Annotated in this window: 18 protein-coding genes; 10 read left to right on the top strand and 8 right to left on the bottom strand. The window is 61.5% G+C overall.

Going from position 1 to position 15,792, the window contains the following annotated elements:
* Window positions 1-35: 35 nt before the first annotated feature.
* Window positions 36-782, top strand: a complete 747-nt coding sequence (locus tag R1T45_RS10465) for a DUF1194 domain-containing protein (RefSeq protein WP_317390775.1) — start codon at window positions 36-38, stop codon at window positions 780-782.
* Here R1T45_RS10465 and R1T45_RS10460 read toward each other — a convergent pair.
* The 3 genes from R1T45_RS10460 to R1T45_RS10450 all read right to left on the bottom strand — a co-directional run bounded on the left by R1T45_RS10460 (window position 776) and on the right by R1T45_RS10450 (window position 2,021).
* Window positions 776-1,276: a MarR family winged helix-turn-helix transcriptional regulator gene (locus R1T45_RS10460; protein ID WP_067942516.1), complete on the bottom strand. Its 501-nt coding sequence runs from the start codon at window positions 1,274-1,276 to the stop codon at window positions 776-778. The genes R1T45_RS10465 and R1T45_RS10460 overlap by 7 nt on opposite strands.
* A gap of 84 nt (window positions 1,277-1,360) precedes the next feature.
* The gene (locus R1T45_RS10455) at window positions 1,361-1,627 is read right to left on the bottom strand and encodes a succinate dehydrogenase assembly factor 2 (RefSeq protein WP_120351522.1); all 267 of its coding nucleotides are present in this window, start codon (window positions 1,625-1,627) and stop codon (window positions 1,361-1,363) included.
* Window positions 1,620-2,021 carry a multiprotein-bridging factor 1 family protein gene (locus tag R1T45_RS10450; protein WP_120351523.1) on the bottom strand — a complete coding sequence of 134 codons (402 nt, stop codon included), beginning with the start codon at window positions 2,019-2,021 and terminating at the stop codon, window positions 1,620-1,622. The genes R1T45_RS10455 and R1T45_RS10450 overlap by 8 nt, the downstream gene beginning before the upstream one ends.
* Before the next feature lie 85 nt (window positions 2,022-2,106).
* On the opposite strand from R1T45_RS10450, the gene R1T45_RS10445 reads away from it, so the two are divergent.
* Together R1T45_RS10445 and R1T45_RS10440 are read left to right on the top strand one after the other, a co-directional pair.
* Window positions 2,107-3,309: a pyridoxal phosphate-dependent aminotransferase gene (locus tag R1T45_RS10445; protein WP_317390774.1), complete on the top strand. Its 1,203-nt coding sequence runs from the start codon at window positions 2,107-2,109 to the stop codon at window positions 3,307-3,309.
* Window positions 3,310-3,318: 9 nt separating this feature from the next.
* Window positions 3,319-3,720 (top strand): hypothetical protein, encoded by a 402-nt coding sequence (locus R1T45_RS10440; protein ID WP_317390773.1) that lies wholly within the window; start codon window positions 3,319-3,321, stop codon window positions 3,718-3,720.
* A gap of 3 nt (window positions 3,721-3,723) precedes the next feature.
* Here R1T45_RS10440 and R1T45_RS10435 read toward each other — a convergent pair whose 3' ends face one another.
* Window positions 3,724-5,079, bottom strand: coding sequence for an MATE family efflux transporter (locus R1T45_RS10435; RefSeq protein WP_132445184.1), 1,356 nt, complete (start codon window positions 5,077-5,079; stop codon window positions 3,724-3,726).
* 149 nt (window positions 5,080-5,228) lie between these two features.
* Here R1T45_RS10435 and R1T45_RS10430 point away from each other — a divergent pair, with 149 nt between their 5' ends.
* From R1T45_RS10430 to R1T45_RS10405, 6 genes are all read left to right on the top strand, one after another.
* On the top strand, window positions 5,229-6,116 hold the full coding sequence (locus R1T45_RS10430; protein WP_317390772.1) for an alpha/beta hydrolase: 888 nt from the start codon (window positions 5,229-5,231) through the stop codon (window positions 6,114-6,116).
* A 47-nt stretch (window positions 6,117-6,163) separates the two neighbouring features.
* Window positions 6,164-6,412 (top strand): hypothetical protein, encoded by a 249-nt coding sequence (locus tag R1T45_RS10425; protein WP_093926785.1) that lies wholly within the window; start codon window positions 6,164-6,166, stop codon window positions 6,410-6,412.
* Window positions 6,409-6,786, top strand: coding sequence for a type II toxin-antitoxin system death-on-curing family toxin (locus tag R1T45_RS10420; protein WP_317390771.1), 378 nt, complete (start codon window positions 6,409-6,411; stop codon window positions 6,784-6,786). Before R1T45_RS10425 ends, R1T45_RS10420 begins: the two co-directional genes overlap by 4 nt.
* A 96-nt stretch (window positions 6,787-6,882) precedes the next feature.
* A complete protein-coding gene (gene parE, locus R1T45_RS10415) occupies window positions 6,883-8,838 on the top strand; it encodes a DNA topoisomerase IV subunit B (RefSeq protein ID WP_317390770.1) in 1,956 nt (651 codons plus the stop codon).
* Window positions 8,835-9,764, top strand: coding sequence for a hypothetical protein (locus R1T45_RS10410; RefSeq protein ID WP_317390769.1), 930 nt, complete (start codon window positions 8,835-8,837; stop codon window positions 9,762-9,764). Before parE ends, R1T45_RS10410 begins: the two co-directional genes overlap by 4 nt.
* A gap of 139 nt (window positions 9,765-9,903) precedes the next feature.
* Window positions 9,904-10,581 (top strand): hypothetical protein, encoded by a 678-nt coding sequence (locus R1T45_RS10405; RefSeq protein ID WP_317390768.1) that lies wholly within the window; start codon window positions 9,904-9,906, stop codon window positions 10,579-10,581.
* Between the two features lies 1 nt (window position 10,582).
* Here the strand turns inward: R1T45_RS10405 and R1T45_RS10400 are convergent, their stop codons facing one another.
* From R1T45_RS10400 to proS, 4 genes are read right to left on the bottom strand one after another with little or no spacing between them, the layout of a single operon-like run.
* The gene (locus tag R1T45_RS10400; protein ID WP_120351532.1) at window positions 10,583-11,266 is read right to left on the bottom strand and encodes an ABC transporter ATP-binding protein; all 684 of its coding nucleotides are present in this window, start codon (window positions 11,264-11,266) and stop codon (window positions 10,583-10,585) included.
* Window positions 11,259-12,554, bottom strand: coding sequence for a lipoprotein-releasing ABC transporter permease subunit (locus R1T45_RS10395; protein WP_205570864.1), 1,296 nt, complete (start codon window positions 12,552-12,554; stop codon window positions 11,259-11,261). The genes R1T45_RS10400 and R1T45_RS10395 overlap by 8 nt, the downstream gene beginning before the upstream one ends.
* Before the next feature lie 54 nt (window positions 12,555-12,608).
* Window positions 12,609-13,115 carry a DUF2937 family protein gene (locus R1T45_RS10390; protein WP_120351533.1) on the bottom strand — a complete coding sequence of 169 codons (507 nt, stop codon included), beginning with the start codon at window positions 13,113-13,115 and terminating at the stop codon, window positions 12,609-12,611.
* A gap of 8 nt (window positions 13,116-13,123) precedes the next feature.
* A complete protein-coding gene (proS, locus tag R1T45_RS10385) occupies window positions 13,124-14,464 on the bottom strand; it encodes a proline--tRNA ligase (RefSeq protein ID WP_093926792.1) in 1,341 nt (446 codons plus the stop codon).
* Between the two features lie 244 nt (window positions 14,465-14,708).
* Between proS and R1T45_RS10380 the strand changes: the two genes are divergently transcribed.
* Window positions 14,709-15,791 carry an AI-2E family transporter gene (locus R1T45_RS10380; protein ID WP_067937490.1) on the top strand — a complete coding sequence of 361 codons (1,083 nt, stop codon included), beginning with the start codon at window positions 14,709-14,711 and terminating at the stop codon, window positions 15,789-15,791.
* Window position 15,792 lies beyond the last annotated feature (1 nt).

Below are 15,792 nucleotides of genomic sequence, written 5' to 3'. Positions count from 1 at the left end.
AAGGGGGCGCCGCCGGGGCTGAACGGATCGCTGGGATGATCCGCGCGGCCCTCGCCCTCTTTCTCACCTTCACTTCTATCCCATCGGCCGAGGCCGCTTGTCGGCAGGCGCTTGCCTTGGGGCTGGATGTCTCTGGTTCGGTTGATGCGCGAGAGTATCGGTTACAGATCGGTGGTTTGGCCGACGCGCTGAACGATCCGCGTGTACGGGACGCCCTGCTGGCGATGCCGGAGCATGGCGTCGACCTGATGATCTATGAATGGAGCGGGTCCAGTGACCAGACGGTGATCTTGCCTTGGACCACGTTGAGCGACGCGGCGGCGCTTGGTGGGGCCATCGCACTTTTGCGCAGCACCGAGCGGCGTGAGGCTTCTCCCGGCACGGCATTGGGGGATGCGATGCAGTTTGGCGCGGGCCAGTTGGCGACGCGCGCCGCCTGCCAGAAACACACGCTGGATATCTCGGGCGACGGCATCTCGAACTTCGGGCCGCGGCCCCGGGATATACGCGACAGGTTGCACGCCCAGCCCCTCAAGCCGCAGGAACTGACCATCAACGGTTTGGTGATCGGCGCGGAAGACCCAGCCCTTGGCGACAGTCGGCAGGCCGAGATCGGCGCGCTGGCGTCATACTACCGGGCCGAAGTCATGCTCGGCCCCGGCGCATTCGTTGAGACGGCAGAGGGGTTTGAGGACTACGCCCGCGCCATGACCCAGAAGCTCTTGCGGGAAGTGGAGGGGAGGGTCTACTCCCACCTCACCCCCCCTGCCCGTGATCAGTAGATATAGCGGATCTGATCCGTCCAATACCGCTCCATCCGTTTGAGAGAGCGGGTGATATCTTCGATCCCTGCATCGCCCAGCACGCCCTTGTTTTCCATCCCATCGGCATGGCGCGAGAAAAGCTCGGCCACCACATCGCGGATATAACGCCCCTTTTCGGTCAGCCGAACGCGGACGGACCGGCGGTCAATCTCGCAGCGCTGGTGGTGCATATAGCCCATTTCGACCAGCTTCTTAAGGTTATAGCTGACGTTGCTGCCCTGATAGTAGCCGCGGCTTTTCAGCTCGCCCGCGGTCACCTCGTTATCGCCGATATTGAACAAAAGCAGCGCCTGCACGGCGTTGATCTCTAACACGCCGACACGTTCGAATTCGTCCTTGATCACGTCCAGCAGCAAGCGGTGCAACCGCTCGACCAAGGACAGGGACTCAAGATAGCCTGCCATAAAACCCTTTATGGCCATCGGCTGCGCAGCGGGGTCTTGAATGCTCATGCGAAATCTCCGGTTCACCTTGTTCGAACCGGAAACTCGCTGAAAAATCAGAATAATTCGTTAAACCCTTTCGGGTTTTTTGAATCAGCCGCGCGCCTCGGCCAATTGCCCGCGGATATCTGTGACCAATGCCGCATATTCGGCGGGGGCGTCGGCCTGTCCGCTGACCCAAAGATAAAGGTCGTGGTCATTCTCATTGAGCATCTGGTCATAGAGCGTGAGCCCCGCGTCATCCATCTGCGGCAGCCGCGCCTCGGCATAGGCCGATAGGATCAGGTCCATCTCTTTGATGCCCCGGCGCATGGAGCGCATTTGCAGGCGTTTCAACCGGTGTTCATGGACCTCAGGCATCTGCGGGCTCCGTCATAAGGCGCCGAATGCGCTTTTCCATTTTGCCGACAGTCTCGGCCTTTTTCAGCAGGTCGGTGCGCAGGGCGCGCATGTCGGCCAACACTTCTTCCAGATCGACGCGGCGCGCGGTTTCGCCCGCTTCGGGGGCATCGACCCCCTCGCCTTCGCCATTGATCAACCACATCATCGAGACATTCAAAAGCCCCGCCAGCATCGAAAGCCGGTTGGCGCGCGGCTCAGACAGATCGTCCTCCCAGCCGCGCAGGGTGGACAGACGCACGCCCAGCCGTTTGGCCAGCATCGCCTGTGTCATGCCGGTCTGTTCGCGGGCCGCCGCGACCCGGTCGCCAAAGGTGGCGGCCTCGGGGCCGTACCAGTCAATCTCGTCGGTCATGCTTTATCTCCTGCCAGACACCCTTGCCGGGTGCGGGGCCGCCCCCTATGAACGTGGGGATATTCATAAGCAACCCGAGGCTGAAATGGAACTGCTGTCCGCGACCCTTGATCGGGTCAAACCGTCGCCCACCATCGCCGTCACCACCAAGGCGGCAGAACTCAAGGCCGCGGGGCGCGATATTATCGCACTTGGCGCGGGCGAGCCGGACTTTGACACGCCGCAGAATATCAAGGACGCCGCCGTCGCCGCGATCAACGCAGGCAAGACGAAATACACCCCCGTGGATGGCATCCCTGAGTTGAAACAGGCGATCTGCGCCAAGTTCAAGCGCGACAACGGGCTGGACTATACCCCCGCGCAGGTCAGCGTCGGGACGGGCGGCAAACAGATCCTTTATAACGCGCTGATGGCAACGATGAACCCCGGCGAAGAAGTCGTGATCCCCGCGCCCTATTGGGTCAGCTACCCCGATATGGTACTGCTCGCAGGCGGAACCCCGGTGGTCGCGCCCGCCACGCTTGAGAATAACTTCAAGCTGACGCCGGAAGCGCTGGAAGAGGCGATCACGCCCAAAACCAAATGGTTCATCTTCAACTCGCCCTCGAACCCTACCGGGGCGGGCTATAGCCGCGACGAGTTGAAGGCGCTGACCGATGTGCTGATGCGCCACCCGCATGTCTGGGTGATGAGCGACGATATGTACGAGCACCTCGCCTATGACGGCTTCGCGTTCTGCACTCCGGCCGAGGTGGAACCCGCGCTTTACGACCGCACGCTAACGGTCAACGGCGTCTCGAAAGCCTACGCTATGACCGGCTGGCGCATCGGCTATGCCGCAGGCCCGGAAAAGCTGATCGGCGCGATGCGCAAAATCCAGTCGCAAAGCACGTCGAACCCTTGCTCGGTCAGCCAGTGGGCCGCGGTTGAGGCGCTGAATGGCACGCAGGATTACATCGCTGAGAACAACGAGATGTTCGTGCGTCGCCGCAATTTGGTGGTGGAGATGCTTTCGGCCATTGAGGGCATCACCTGCCCGACGCCCGAGGGGGCGTTCTACGTCTACCCTTCCATCGCGGGGCTGATCGGTAAGACCTCGGCGGCGGGCACCAAGATCTCGGATGATGAGACCTTTGCCACCGCGCTGCTTGAGGAAACCGGCGTGGCGGTCGTCTTTGGCGCGGCCTTCGGTCTTTCGCCGAATTTCCGCGTCAGCTACGCTACGTCTGACGAGGCGTTGAAAGAGGCATGCACCCGCATCCAGACTTTCTGCGCCGGGCTGACGTAAAGGCGAATCATGGCAGGCGATCTTCCCGACTATTACTTCAGGGTCCGCGAGAATGGCGCGGCGGTGTTTCGGCTGGATGCCGCGAACCGCCAGCGCCGGATCGAGATGGAGCAGATCGCCGTCGTCAACATCCGCAACGGTGAGGTAAAGCCTCACGGGCAGCACCGTTTGACCGAAGCCGATAAGTCCGAGATCGCCCGCTGGACAAAGGCGCGCCGCGAAACCCTTGCCGCGCGGGAGATTGACGACATCCGCCGCGCGGTGGATCATCTGAACCTCACCACCCAATGGGCGCAATCGCGCGCCACGGACGCCGAGCTTGAGGCGGTGACGGATGACTTGTTGTTGGCAATGCATGATCTGCGCAGCACGCTCGTGCGCAAAAAAGCGGATCGGATGGATCGGAGCTGAGGGTTACCCGGCCAGTGACTTGACCGTGACGCCCCAGAACCGCGCGTTGAGCAGCAGCCCCGCGACGCCCAGCCCGGCCACCAGACCGGCCCAAATCCCCATGGCCCCAAACCCCAGCGTAAAGCCAAGGAAATAGGAGCAGGGCATCCCGACCACCCAATAGCTGATCGCGGCCATCACCATCGGGATTTTGGTATCCTGCACCCCGCGCAGCAGACCAAGCGCCACCACCTGCGCCCCGTCGACCAGTTGAAACAGCGCGGCCATGACCAGAAGGCCGGTGCCAATGGCAAGGATTTCGACCCGCGCAGGCTCGTCCTCTTGCATGAAAACCGAGATCAACGGCTCGGGCCAGCCCACAAAACCGACCATGGTGATCAGGGCAAAGACCAGCGACAGGACCGTGACAATCACCGCGCCGCGCTTCATATGCGGCACGTCGCGGCGGCCATAGGCATTGCCCGCACGGATCGTGGCGACGTTGCTCAGCCCCAGATGCACCATGAAGGTCAGAGAGGCGAGCTGGATCGCAATCCCATGCGCCGCCAGCGGGATCGTCCCCAGCCAGCCCATCATCAACGAAGAGGCCGCAAACAGGCCAACTTCGCTCAGCGTGGTCAGGCCAATCGGTAGCCCCAACGTAAAGACCCGCACCAGCATCTGGGTATCGACCCGCCAGAGCCGCACGAACAGACTGTGTTGCGGCAGGGCGATCAGCACATAGATCACCACCCCGATAAGCGAGACGCATTGCGTCGTGACCGAGGCCACCGCCGCGCCCATCACGCCAAGCTCCGGCGCGCCCCAATTGCCAAAGATCAGCGCGTAGTTCGCCATCGCATTGATCACGGCAGCCAGCAGGGTGATCCACAGCACAACCTGCGTCCGCTCCAAAGCGGCAAGGTAGGATTTCAGCACCATTACCAGCAGCGCGGGCACAATACCCCAGCCCGCGACTTTGAGGTAATCACCCGCCGTATCGGCAAGGTTGGGCCCCTGTCCCAGCAGGTCCAGCACCGCAGGCGACCATATCATCGCGGGCAGCGCGATCATCGCAAAACCCACCGACAGCCACAGCCCCATGCGCGTGGCGCGGCGCAGGCCAATCTCGTCACCCTCGGCGTCATAGGCGGCCACCAGCGGCATCACCGCCATGGCAAAGCCCGAGCCAAAGATGAACAGCACGAAGAAATAGGTACTGCCCAGAACAACCGCTGCCAGCGCCTCGACCGAATACCAGCCCAGCATGACCGTATCGGTCACCCCGATGGCCATCTGTGCCAGATGTCCGCCGATCAGCGGCAGGCCAAGCGTCAGGATCGCCCGGACGTGATTGCGGTTGGTCATTACTTTGGTCATGGGCCAGCCTTACGCCGGGCCGCTGCAAAGGGAAAGTCCGGTTTTTGCGCTCTGTCATAGGGTTGCGGGGGCTTTGTTGCCCTGATTTTGCCATGAATTCCTTGCGTCTGCGGCCCTGAGCGGCAAAGCTGATGGCAGGAGGGCTCGCGATGGAAGCAACACGGACCGAAACCCGCCGCGTGAACGGTCAGGAGATTTTCATACGCCATTGGGGCGATGAGAACCTGCCGCCGCTTCTCATGCTCCATGGCTTTCCCGAATATGGCGGCGCATGGCGCGATCTGGCCCCGCTGCTTTGCCAGCACTTCCATTGCATCGCCCCCGACCAGCGCGGCTATGGCCAAAGCAGCGCGCCCGAAGGGATCGAACCCTACGCGATGGCGCATCTTATGGCCGATATGGCCGCGTTGATCGGGGACAGGCCGGTGACGGTTTTGGCGCATGATTGGGGCGCTTCGGTGGGCTACGCATTGGCGATGTTCCGACCCGAGTTAATGGCCCGGCTGATCATTCTCAACGGCGTGCATCCCGTGCCTTTTCAGCGCGCCATGGCCGCAGGCGGTGCACAGTCGCGCGCTTCGCAATATATCAACGCGCTGCGCGCCGAAGGCAGCGCGGTGAGGCTAGCCAAAGATGACTTCGCCGGGCTGCTAAAGCTCTTTTCGGCGCATATGGACCTGAGTTGGCTGACGGCAGAGCGGCTTGAGGATTACCGCGCGGAATGGGGGCGTCCGGGGCGGCTGAGGGCGATGATCAACTGGTATCGCGCCTCCCCCCTGCAGGTTGCGGCCCCCGGCAAGCCCCTGCGCGACCTGCCAGAATTCCCGGTTGAACGTTTGCGCGTGAACTGCCCGCATCTGCTGATCTGGGGCGCCGAGGATACCGCCCTTTTGCCCGAAGCCACCGCGGGGCTGGAAACCTTCGCGCCAGACCTTACCCGGATTGAGATAGAAGGCGCGGACCACTGGTTGCACCACCAAAAGCCATCAGTTGTGGCAAAGGCGATCCTTGATTGGTGCGGGGCGCGGCCCTTGTAAAATGCGCAATAAAATGTATATTGAGATGTGTATTCAGGAGCCACGCCATGACCCGCATCCATACCAACCACATCGCCACCATGACCGAAATGCGCGAACCGCATAAGGTATTGGAACGCTCAGGCGGCAAACCCGTGGCGGTGATGAAGAACTCACGCTGTGTGGGGTATTTCGTACCCGCCGAGGCGACCCTGCAGGAGGAGCCGCGCGTGGCCACGCTGGATGAGGTGATGGAGAGCATTGCCCGCAGAAAGCACATCAACCAGCCGGTTCTGGACTATCTCAAAGATAAATGACCTATGTGCTGCTTTCACCTGACCTCGTCGTCAGGATCCACGATTCCGCGTTAAACCCCGGTGAGCTAGCCGGCATGGCCTTGGACAAATCACTCGAAGGAGCGCTGGCACGGGTCGACAACCGACTGGTCTACGGCATGATCGAAGATGTCTTTGACCTCGCTGCGGCTTATTGCGTGGCGGTTGCCACTGGGCATGCCTTCAACGACGCGAACAAGCGAACCGCGCATCTCGTTCTCGATATCTGTCTTGATCTCAATGGGGTGCAACTTGACCACGACACCGTCGAGGCAGGCGACCTGATCCGCGAAGTGGCCCAAGGCCGCATCGACGAAGAGACCCTTGCTGATTGGCTGCGCGCCAAAGCCAGCTGACCCGGTTAAATCCACCCGACAAGACAAACCCGCGATTGCCCCCGGCGCGCGGGGCTGTCAAAATGGCCCCCACCCACAAACAAAGAGCAGGCCCGCATGACCGATCTTCTTTCCGGCCAGGAACCCACCGAATACGATGCCTCCTCCATCGAAGTGCTGGAGGGGCTGGAGCCTGTCCGCAAGCGCCCCGGCATGTATATCGGCGGCACAGATGAACGCGCCCTGCACCACCTTGTGGCCGAAGTGCTCGACAACTCGATGGACGAAGCGGTGGCGGGCCATGCCAACCGGATCGAGGTGGAGCTGAACGCCGATTATTCGGTCACCATTCGCGACAACGGCCGCGGCATCCCGATCGACCCGCACCCGAAGTTTCCCGACAAATCCGCGCTTGAAGTAATCCTCTGCACGCTGCACGCGGGCGGCAAGTTCTCGGGCAAAGCCTATCAGACCTCGGGCGGTCTGCACGGGGTTGGTGCATCCGTAGTCAACGCGCTGTCGGATTCGATGGTGGTGCAGGTCGCGCGGAACCGCGAACTGTTCGAACAACGCTTCTCCCGCGGGATCCCGCAAGGCCCGGTGGAGAAGATCGGCGCGGCGCCCAACCGGCGCGGCACCACGGTGACTTTCCACGCGGATGAGCAGATTTTCGGCGCCCACCGTTTCAAGCCTTCCCGCCTGCTCAAGATGGTCCGGTCCAAAGCCTATCTGTTCTCCGGCGTCGAAATCCGCTGGAAATCTGAGATTGAAGACGGCGACACGCCGATGGAGGCGACTTTTCACTTCCCCGGCGGTCTGGCTGATTACCTGCGCGAAACACTCGGCAAATCAACTACCTATGCCGAAAACCCCTTTGCCGGAACGGTCGAGTTCCAAGAACGCTTTGGCGTGCCGGGCAAGGTCGAATGGGCGATCAACTGGACGCCCGCGCGTGACGGCTTCATCCAGTCCTACTGTAACACCGTGCCCACGCCCGAGGGCGGCACTCACGAAGGCGGCTTCTGGGCTGCGATCCTCAAAGGCATCCGCGCTTATGGCGAATTGGCGAACAACCGCAAGGCCAAGGACATCACCCGCGACGACCTGATCACCGGAGGCTGCGCGCTGGTATCTTGCTTTATCCGCGAGCCGGAATTCGTGGGCCAGACCAAGGACCGTCTGGCCACAACCGAAGCCGCGCGTCTGGTTGAGAACGCCGTGCGCGACCACTTTGATAACTGGCTGGCGGCGGACACGAAATCCGCCGGTGCCATCCTCGATTTCCTCGTCCTGCGCGCCGAGGAACGGATGCGCCGCAAGCAAGAGAAGGAAACCGCCCGTAAATCCGCCACCAAAAAGTTGCGCCTGCCCGGCAAGCTCACCGATTGCACCAGCAAGACCCGCGAAGGCACCGAGTTGTTCATCGTCGAGGGCGACTCGGCGGGTGGCTCTGGCAAGGGCGCGCGCAACCGCAATACGCAGGCGCTGCTGCCGCTCAAGGGTAAGATCCTGAACGTGCTGGGCGCGGCCTCAAGCAAGCTCACGACCAACGCCGAGATCAACGACCTTTGCGAGGCGCTTGGCGTTGGCATGGGCACGAAATTCAACCTCGACGATCTGCGCTATGACAAGATCATCATCATGACCGACGCCGACGTCGATGGCGCGCATATCGCGTCATTGTTGATGACGTTTTTCTTCACCCAGATGCGCCCGCTGATCGACGCGGGGCATCTGTACCTCGCCTGCCCGCCGCTGTTCCGCCTGACGCAGGGGGCGAAACGGGTCTATTGCCTTGATGAGGCAGAGAAAAACATGTGGTTGGAGAAGGGTCTTGGCGGCAAAGGCAAGATCGATGTGAGCCGCTTCAAGGGTCTGGGCGAGATGGACGCGAAGGACCTGAAAGAGACCACCATGGACCCCGCCACCCGCAAGCTGATCCGCGTGACCGTGGATGAGGACGTGCCCGGTGAGACCGGGGATCTGGTGGAGCGGCTGATGGGGAAGAAGCCGGAGATGCGATTTGCGTATATTCAGCAGAACGCGCAGTTTGTGGAGGAGTTGGATGTTTGAGGGAAAACGGGCTACACCCAATAGCGCAGTCGGTCGTCAACGCCTACTTTCTCGATAGCGCCGAAGAAGATTATCTTGTCGCAAGATGGGCCGCACAAAACGCTAGACTTCATCAATTTTGCTGGAGTGCGGCGCAAACCATAGAGAAGTCGTTGAAAGCGATCACGCTGAATTGTCGTATCCCTTTAAGTCGTAAGGGAGACGGGCACCAGTTTACCGTCTTACTGAGCAAACTGATCGAAGATGGTAGGCTACCTTCAGAATCGCTAAAGGTGCAAACCTCCTTGCCTTCGGAAAAAATCTATTCGTCGAAATTTACTGACGGTCTACGTCCTACTCCCATTGAAGAAGTCGTGTACCGTTTTCAGGAGAACGGCACCGCACACATCCGGTATAGAAACGCTCAAGTTACCAAAGCATTTTTCAATGAAGTGCATATGCTAGATGCGTTGTTCATTCTCCTAAGAGAGCTTGCAGGTCGCCCCGCCAGAAAAAACCTCCTCGAAAGCCAAGAACCAGATGAGGCGGGAACCTTAGAAGAGACCTTTGCGGCGGAGTTTCCGAGCTTGGATGGCCCCAGCAATAGAAACAGACTTCAGCTAGCAACCACTATTTCTTTCCAGAATATCGAATTTTTTCCTAAGTATTTCTCCCATGATCACCCTTTGATTGGTGGTTTTTCTGTCAGAAAAAATCCCTGGCCAATCCGTAGGTCAAACGCAGCACTTTTTGGAGACGACGAAGCCAAAACTGACTTGGATTGGCTTTTATCGAACGCGAAAGTTCATGTTAAGGAAGAAGCCGCGCTGAGGGAACTAGCCGACCATTTTCTAACTCGCGCAAAAAAGAGTAGATACGGGGTGGGGATTCTAGAGCACGCCCCCCAGCCACATCTGTTCCGTATCCCATGCGCCTTTGGCGCATAGCCCCTTCCCTTCCCCCCATGGGGAAGGGGCTTCCACACAACGACAGGTCGGGACCGCGACAGCAGTTACCTGCACCGTTCGCCTTTGCACCCCCAACTTCCCCCTTGATCCGCCGCCCACACCGGTCCTAACTCCCCCCATGATCCGCGCCCTCCTCCTTCTCCTACTCCTCACCGCCTGCGGCCGTCCGCTGACGGAGAACGAACGCGCCTATCTCTCCACCATTCACGGCACATCCGTCGACTACGACCGCGTGCGTCTGCACGACGGGGCCCCGACCCGCGCCGTCACCTTCACCCGCAAGCCGCGCCCGCGCACCACCTGCCGCGAGCGCATCCTGCCGCCGCAGGAAGGTGACACCGTGACCTCCAAACCCGCCGCCGTGGCCCTGTGGAACAACCTGCTATTCGACAAGGATTGGTACCTCGAAGACTACCTCCCCGATCACCCCGACCGCATTGGGTTGATCGCGGCGATGCTGCTGGCGCATGAGATCACCCATGTCTGGCAATGGCAGAACCGCAAGCTCACCGGCTATTCGCCCCTGCGCGCGGCCTCGGAGCAGTTTACCAGCCCCGATCCCTACCTCTTCGAAGTCGACACCCAGCCGCGCTTCCTCGACTTCGGCTATGAGCAGCAAGGTTCGATCGTCGAGGAATTCGTCTGCTGCCGCGCGCTCGACCCGCAAGCGCCACGCACCAAGCGGTTGCATGCGATGTTGTCCGAGGTCATGCCCGTGGCCCCCCTGCCCCAAAGCCGCCCCTATGACGTGAGCCTGCCGTGGGATGGGGTTAAGTTGGACAATATCTGCGGCTGATTTAGACCGGCACTAGCTGCCCTGCCTCAAGCCGGATCTGTCGGTCCATCCGCGCGGCCAGTTCGAGGTTATGCGTGGCGATCACCGCCGAAAGCCCGGTGCCGCGCACCAGTGCCATCAGCGCCGCAAACACCTGATCCGAGGTGGAGGGATCGAGGTTGCCCGTGGGCTCGTCCGCCAGCAGCAGACGCGGCGCATTGGCCAGCGCCCGGCAAAAGGCCACCCGCTGCTGCTCACCGCCCGACATGGCAGCGGGGCGGTGGTCGGCCCGCTCGGCGATGCCGACCTGCGCCAAAAGATCACGCGCCCGCGCCTCGGCCACCTTGCGGGCCACGCCATTGGCAAGCTGCGGCAGCACGATGTTTTCCAGCGCGGTGAATTCGGGCAGTAGGTGGTGGAATTGATAGATAAATCCCACATCCGCCCGGCGCACCCCGGTGCGCTTGCGGTCGCTCTGCCCCGTGAGGTCATCGCCCGCGATCTCAACCGTGCCGCTGTCAGCCGCGTCCAGCAGCCCCGCGATGTGCAGCAGCGTCGACTTGCCCGCACCCGAAGGGGCGACCAGTGCCACGACTTCACCGGGGGCGACCGTCAGGTCTATGCCGCGTAGCACCTGCACCTCGTTGGGCTTGCCGGGGTTGTAGGCCTTTGAAATGCCGCTCAGGCGCAGGACGGGATCATTCATAGCGCAGGGCCTCCACAGGGTTCATCCGCGCCGCACGGCGGGCGGGGAAAATCGTCACGACAAAGCTAAGGCCAAGCGACAGCCCCACGGCGGAGAGCACATCGCCCAGTTGCAGTTTCGCGGGCAGGAAATAGATGCCGCGGATCGACGCATCCCAAGCATTGCCGCCGCTGAGGTAGTTCACGAAGGCGAAAATCTGGTCGACGTAGATCGCAAAGAGCACGCCCAGCACCACGCCCGCGGCGGTGCCGATGATCCCCGTGAACGCGCCGCAGATAAAGAACACCCGCAGCACCGAGCCCTCAGACAGCCCCATGGTGCGCAGAATGCCAATGTCGCGGCCCTTGTTCTTGACCAGCATGATCAGCCCCGAGACGATGTTCATCGCGGCGATCAACACCAGCACCGAGAGGATTACGAACATCACCCGGTCCTCGATATCCAGCGCCGAAAGGAACGAGCCGGACGCATCGCGCCATGTCCAGACCTGCGCCCGGTCGCCCGCCGCCTGCATCAGCGCCGGCGCCATGGCGTCAACGCTCTCGGGGTCTTCGACCATAACCTCCAACTCATCCGCGACGCCCTCGCGGTTGAAAAAGCTCTGCGCCTCGGCGATCGGCAGATAGACACGTGTCTTATCAATATCATAGCGCCCGGCAGAGAAGATATAGACGACTTCATAGCCGTTCACCCGCGGGCTGGTGCCAAAGGCGGTTTTCACCCCATTGGGCGAGATTAGCTTGATCGTATCGCCCACCTGCACGCCCAAAGACTGCGCCACGCCACTGCCGATGGCGATGCCCTCTTCAAACCGACCGATGTCACCGAAAGAGCGCTCGGAAGGCTGGATGCCGGGGATGGTCATCAGATCATCAGACGCGATGCCAAAGACCTCAACGCCTGCGTTGGATTGCCGCCGGTTCGCCATGACCTGCTGGCGCACCAAGGGGGCCACGCGGGTCACGCCGGGCACTTTTGCGACCTCGGCAGCCATCTCGGTGTAGTTGGCGATGGTGCGGTCGATCTGGCCGGTCTCTTGCACCTCGCCCATCGTGTAGACCGTGACATGCGCGTTGGCGCCAAGGATCGTGTCGACGAATTCTGCCCGAAAACCCGAGCGGACCGACAGCGTGGCGATCAGCGCGAAGACCGCGAGCGTGATGCCGATCAGGCTGATCCACGTCATCACGCTCACCCCGCCCTCGGCGCGGCGGGCGCGGAGGTAGCGCCAAGCGATCATCCATTCAAAGGCCGCGAATGGGGCGGTTCGGGTGGGCTTACTGGCCATCGGGGAGGGCTCCGGTCTGAGGTGCGCGCAACGTGAGCCTTTGCCTCAGAAGGGTCAAGAACGCAATGCCCGGCGGCGGCGGAAGCGCGCGGGCCATGTGGGCAGCCACAAAAGGAACCGGCTAAAAACGGCCCCTCCGATGAACCCCAAAACGGCAAAGATAAATTCCGCACGGCTGCGCGGGGCGGAGGGCGAAAAGGCACGCACGGTTTCGCGCAGGGCGTCAGCATCCGGCGCATGCAGCAGATAATAGCTGCGCAAGAACGGGCCTGCTGCGCTAAGGGGCGGCAATTCCGCCTCCAGTGTCGCGTGACGCTCAATATTGCGGATCAGGTCAATGCGGCGACGCTCCAAAAGGGCCGAGCCACGCAGCCGCGCCAGAGCGGCCTTTCTGTCTAGCCCGACAATTTCGGCCGCACGGTCGAAATCCGCCACCACTTGCGAAAGCCTGCGTTCTGCGGCTTCTAGCTCAAACACATAGGCCCGGGAAAACCCCGGGCCTTGCGCCGCAATTCCTGCCCCTATGATCCCACCGGCCAATGTCAGCGCCCGCAGGATCATCGGCGACCTCAGGCAATACCGGCGTAGATTTTCGCCAGCTTTTCGACCGCCTGCTCTGGCGGCAGCTCTTCGCTTTCACCCGTACGGCGGCTGGTCAACTCAACCACACCATTCTTCAGCCCGCGTGGCCCAACGGTGATGCGCCACGGCAGACCGATCAGATCCATCGTCGCAAATTTCATACCCGCCCCGCCCTTGCGGTCGTCGTAAAGCGGATCGAGACCCAGCGCTTTGAGGCTCTTATAAAGCGCGTCGCAGGCTGCATCGGCCTCATCATCGCCTTGCTTGAGGTTCACGATCCCGGCGTGGAAGGGCGTCACGCCCTCAGGCCAGATGATGCCCTTGTCGTCGTGGCTGGCCTCAATGATCGCGCCTAGCAGGCGGCTGACGCCGATGCCGTGGCTGCCCATATGCACCGGCACTTGCTTGCCGTCCGGGCCTTGGACCTTGGCGTTCATCGCGTCGGAGTATTTCGTGCCGAAGTAGAAAATCTGCCCCACTTCAATGCCGCGCGCGGTGCGCTGGCGTTCTTCGGGCACCTTGGCGAAAAGCTCGGGGTCGTGGGTCTCATCGGTGCGGGCGTAGCGCGAGGTGAACTCATCCAGCACAGCGCGGCAGGCGTCGTGATCGCTGGGGTCAATCTCGCGGTCGCCAAAGGTCAGATCGGTGATCTCGCTGTCATAGAAGACCTCCGACTCGCCCGTTTCGGCCAGCACGAGGAATTCATGCGTATCATCGCCGCCGATGGGGCCGGAATCAGCACGCATCGGGATCGCTTGCAAGCCCATCCGCTCATAGGTGCGCAGATAGCTGACCAGATGGCGGTTGTAAGCGTGCAGCGCATCCTCTTTGGTGAGGTCGAAGTTATAGCCATCTTTCATCAGGAACTCGCGGCCCCGCATCACGCCGAAACGCGGGCGGATCTCGTCGCGGAACTTCCATTGAATGTGATAGAGCGTCAGCGGCAGGTCTTTGTAAGAGCCGACATGGCTGCGGAAGATGTCGGTGATCATCTCCTCATTGGTGGGACCATAGAGCATGTCGCGGTCTTGGCGGTCGCGGATGCGCAGCATCTCGGGGCCGTAGGCGTCATAGCGGCCCGATTCCTTCCACAGATCCGCCGATTGCAGCGTCGGCATCAGCATCGGGATATGGCCCACGCGCTGCTGCTCTTGGTGCACGATCTCTTCGACCTTGCGCAGCACCTTGTAGCCCAACGGCAGCCAAGAATAGATCCCCGCGCTGGATTGCTTGATCATCCCCGCCCGCAGCATCAACCGGTGGCTGACGATCTGCGCCTCGGCAGGGTTTTCCTTCAGCACGGGCAGAAAATATTGGGACAGACGCATGGTGTTTCCTCATTGAGCGAATTGCCCCCTGACTAGTGCATGTCAGGAGGCGAGACAATCACATCGCACGGCAGCGCGAGAGCTTGGCCGCCCGCGGCGCACCGCGCCCATCTCCTAAGCGGCCTGTGCACAACGGACAGCGTGCTGCTGCGATGGTCGCCCGATCTCCCCCAAGTTAAGCAGCCAAGACTTGAAACGAAACGCCACATGGGCGATGTGAGAACATTCCCTGCCGGAGAGCATCATGGCCCTGCCAATCCGAGACCAATTGAAATACTGGGGCATCGCTGCGGCGGTGTTCATGGTGGCATTGTGGTTCATGGGCGACGTGCTGCTGCCCTTCCTGCTCGGCGGGGCGATTGCCTATTTCCTTGATCCGGTGGCCGACCGGCTGGAGCGTCTGGGGCTGAGCCGTGTAATGGCCACCGCGCTGATCACCGTGGCGGCTCTTTTGATCTTCGTGCTGATGGCGCTTTTGGTCATCCCGACGCTAGTGAACCAAACCGTCAACCTGATCGAGACCGCGCCCAAGGTTACTCGCAATTTTACCGATTTCATCACCGACCGTTTCCCCTCGCTGTTGGACGACGATTCGACGCTGCGCACCTCGCTGACCACCTTGGGCACGACGATCCAAGAACGCGGTGGTGAGCTGTTCCAAACCGCACTGGCCTCCTTTGCCTCGCTGATCAACATCCTGCTCTTGTTCGTCATCGTGCCCGTGGTCGCCGTCTACCTGCTGCTCGACTGGGACCGCATGGTTGCCGCCATTGACCGGCTGCTGCCGCGCGACCATGCGCCGACGATCCGGCAATTGGCGCGGGAGATCGACGCGACGCTCGCCTCTTTCGTGCGTGGCATGGGCACGGTCTGCCTGATCCTTGGCACCTATTACGCCGTGGCGCTGATGCTGGTGGGGCTACAGTTCGGCCTCGTCGTCGGTTTCGTGGCCGGTTTGGTCACTTTCATCCCTTACCTTGGCGCATTGATCGGTGGGGCGCTGGCGATCGGGCTGGCGCTGTTCCAATTCTGGGGCGATTGGGTGTCGATCGGGCTGGTGGCGGGCATCTTTGTGCTGGGCCAGATCGTCGAGGGCAATCTGCTGACACCAAAACTCGTCGGCAACTCAGTCGGGCTGCACCCTGTCTGGCTGCTGCTGGCGCTGTCGGTCTTCGGCACGCTTTTCGGCTTCGTCGGCCTGCTGGTCGCGGTGCCCGTGGCCGCCGCCATCGGGGTGATCGCGCGTTTCGCCACGGCGCGCTACCGTGAAAGCGTGCTCTACAAAGGCCGCGAGCCTGAAACGACCGTCGACGAGGACATTCGCTGAC

Origin of the sequence: Sulfitobacter sp. LC.270.F.C4 (assembly GCF_032922545.1) — a bacterium.
Lineage (GTDB): Bacteria > Pseudomonadota > Alphaproteobacteria > Rhodobacterales > Rhodobacteraceae > Sulfitobacter > Sulfitobacter profundi.
The sequence above is the reverse complement of the archived record's forward strand: the minus strand, read 5'-3'. Positions and strand labels throughout refer to the sequence as shown.

Excerpts from the sequence above, each read along its gene's own strand:
- R1T45_RS10465 (WP_317390775.1), top strand. The coding sequence starts at position 36 with ATGATCCGCGCGGCCCTCGCCCTCTTTCTCACCTTCACTTCTATCCCA.
- R1T45_RS10460 (WP_067942516.1), bottom strand. The coding sequence starts at position 1,276 with ATGAGCATTCAAGACCCCGCTGCGCAGCCGATGGCCATAAAGGGTTTT.
- R1T45_RS10455 (WP_120351522.1), bottom strand. The coding sequence starts at position 1,627 with ATGCCTGAGGTCCATGAACACCGGTTGAAACGCCTGCAAATGCGCTCC.
- R1T45_RS10450 (WP_120351523.1), bottom strand. The coding sequence starts at position 2,021 with ATGACCGACGAGATTGACTGGTACGGCCCCGAGGCCGCCACCTTTGGC.
- R1T45_RS10445 (WP_317390774.1), top strand. The coding sequence starts at position 2,107 with ATGGAACTGCTGTCCGCGACCCTTGATCGGGTCAAACCGTCGCCCACC.
- R1T45_RS10440 (WP_317390773.1), top strand. The coding sequence starts at position 3,319 with ATGGCAGGCGATCTTCCCGACTATTACTTCAGGGTCCGCGAGAATGGC.
- R1T45_RS10435 (WP_132445184.1), bottom strand. The coding sequence starts at position 5,079 with ATGACCAAAGTAATGACCAACCGCAATCACGTCCGGGCGATCCTGACG.
- R1T45_RS10430 (WP_317390772.1), top strand. The coding sequence starts at position 5,229 with ATGGAAGCAACACGGACCGAAACCCGCCGCGTGAACGGTCAGGAGATT.
- R1T45_RS10425 (WP_093926785.1), top strand. The coding sequence starts at position 6,164 with ATGACCCGCATCCATACCAACCACATCGCCACCATGACCGAAATGCGC.
- R1T45_RS10420 (WP_317390771.1), top strand. The coding sequence starts at position 6,409 with ATGACCTATGTGCTGCTTTCACCTGACCTCGTCGTCAGGATCCACGAT.
- parE (WP_317390770.1), top strand. The coding sequence starts at position 6,883 with ATGACCGATCTTCTTTCCGGCCAGGAACCCACCGAATACGATGCCTCC.
- R1T45_RS10405 (WP_317390768.1), top strand. The coding sequence starts at position 9,904 with ATGATCCGCGCCCTCCTCCTTCTCCTACTCCTCACCGCCTGCGGCCGT.
- R1T45_RS10400 (WP_120351532.1), bottom strand. The coding sequence starts at position 11,266 with ATGAATGATCCCGTCCTGCGCCTGAGCGGCATTTCAAAGGCCTACAAC.
- R1T45_RS10395 (WP_205570864.1), bottom strand. The coding sequence starts at position 12,554 with ATGGCCAGTAAGCCCACCCGAACCGCCCCATTCGCGGCCTTTGAATGG.
- R1T45_RS10390 (WP_120351533.1), bottom strand. The coding sequence starts at position 13,115 with ATGATCCTGCGGGCGCTGACATTGGCCGGTGGGATCATAGGGGCAGGA.
- proS (WP_093926792.1), bottom strand. The coding sequence starts at position 14,464 with ATGCGTCTGTCCCAATATTTTCTGCCCGTGCTGAAGGAAAACCCTGCC.
- R1T45_RS10380 (WP_067937490.1), top strand. The coding sequence starts at position 14,709 with ATGGCCCTGCCAATCCGAGACCAATTGAAATACTGGGGCATCGCTGCG.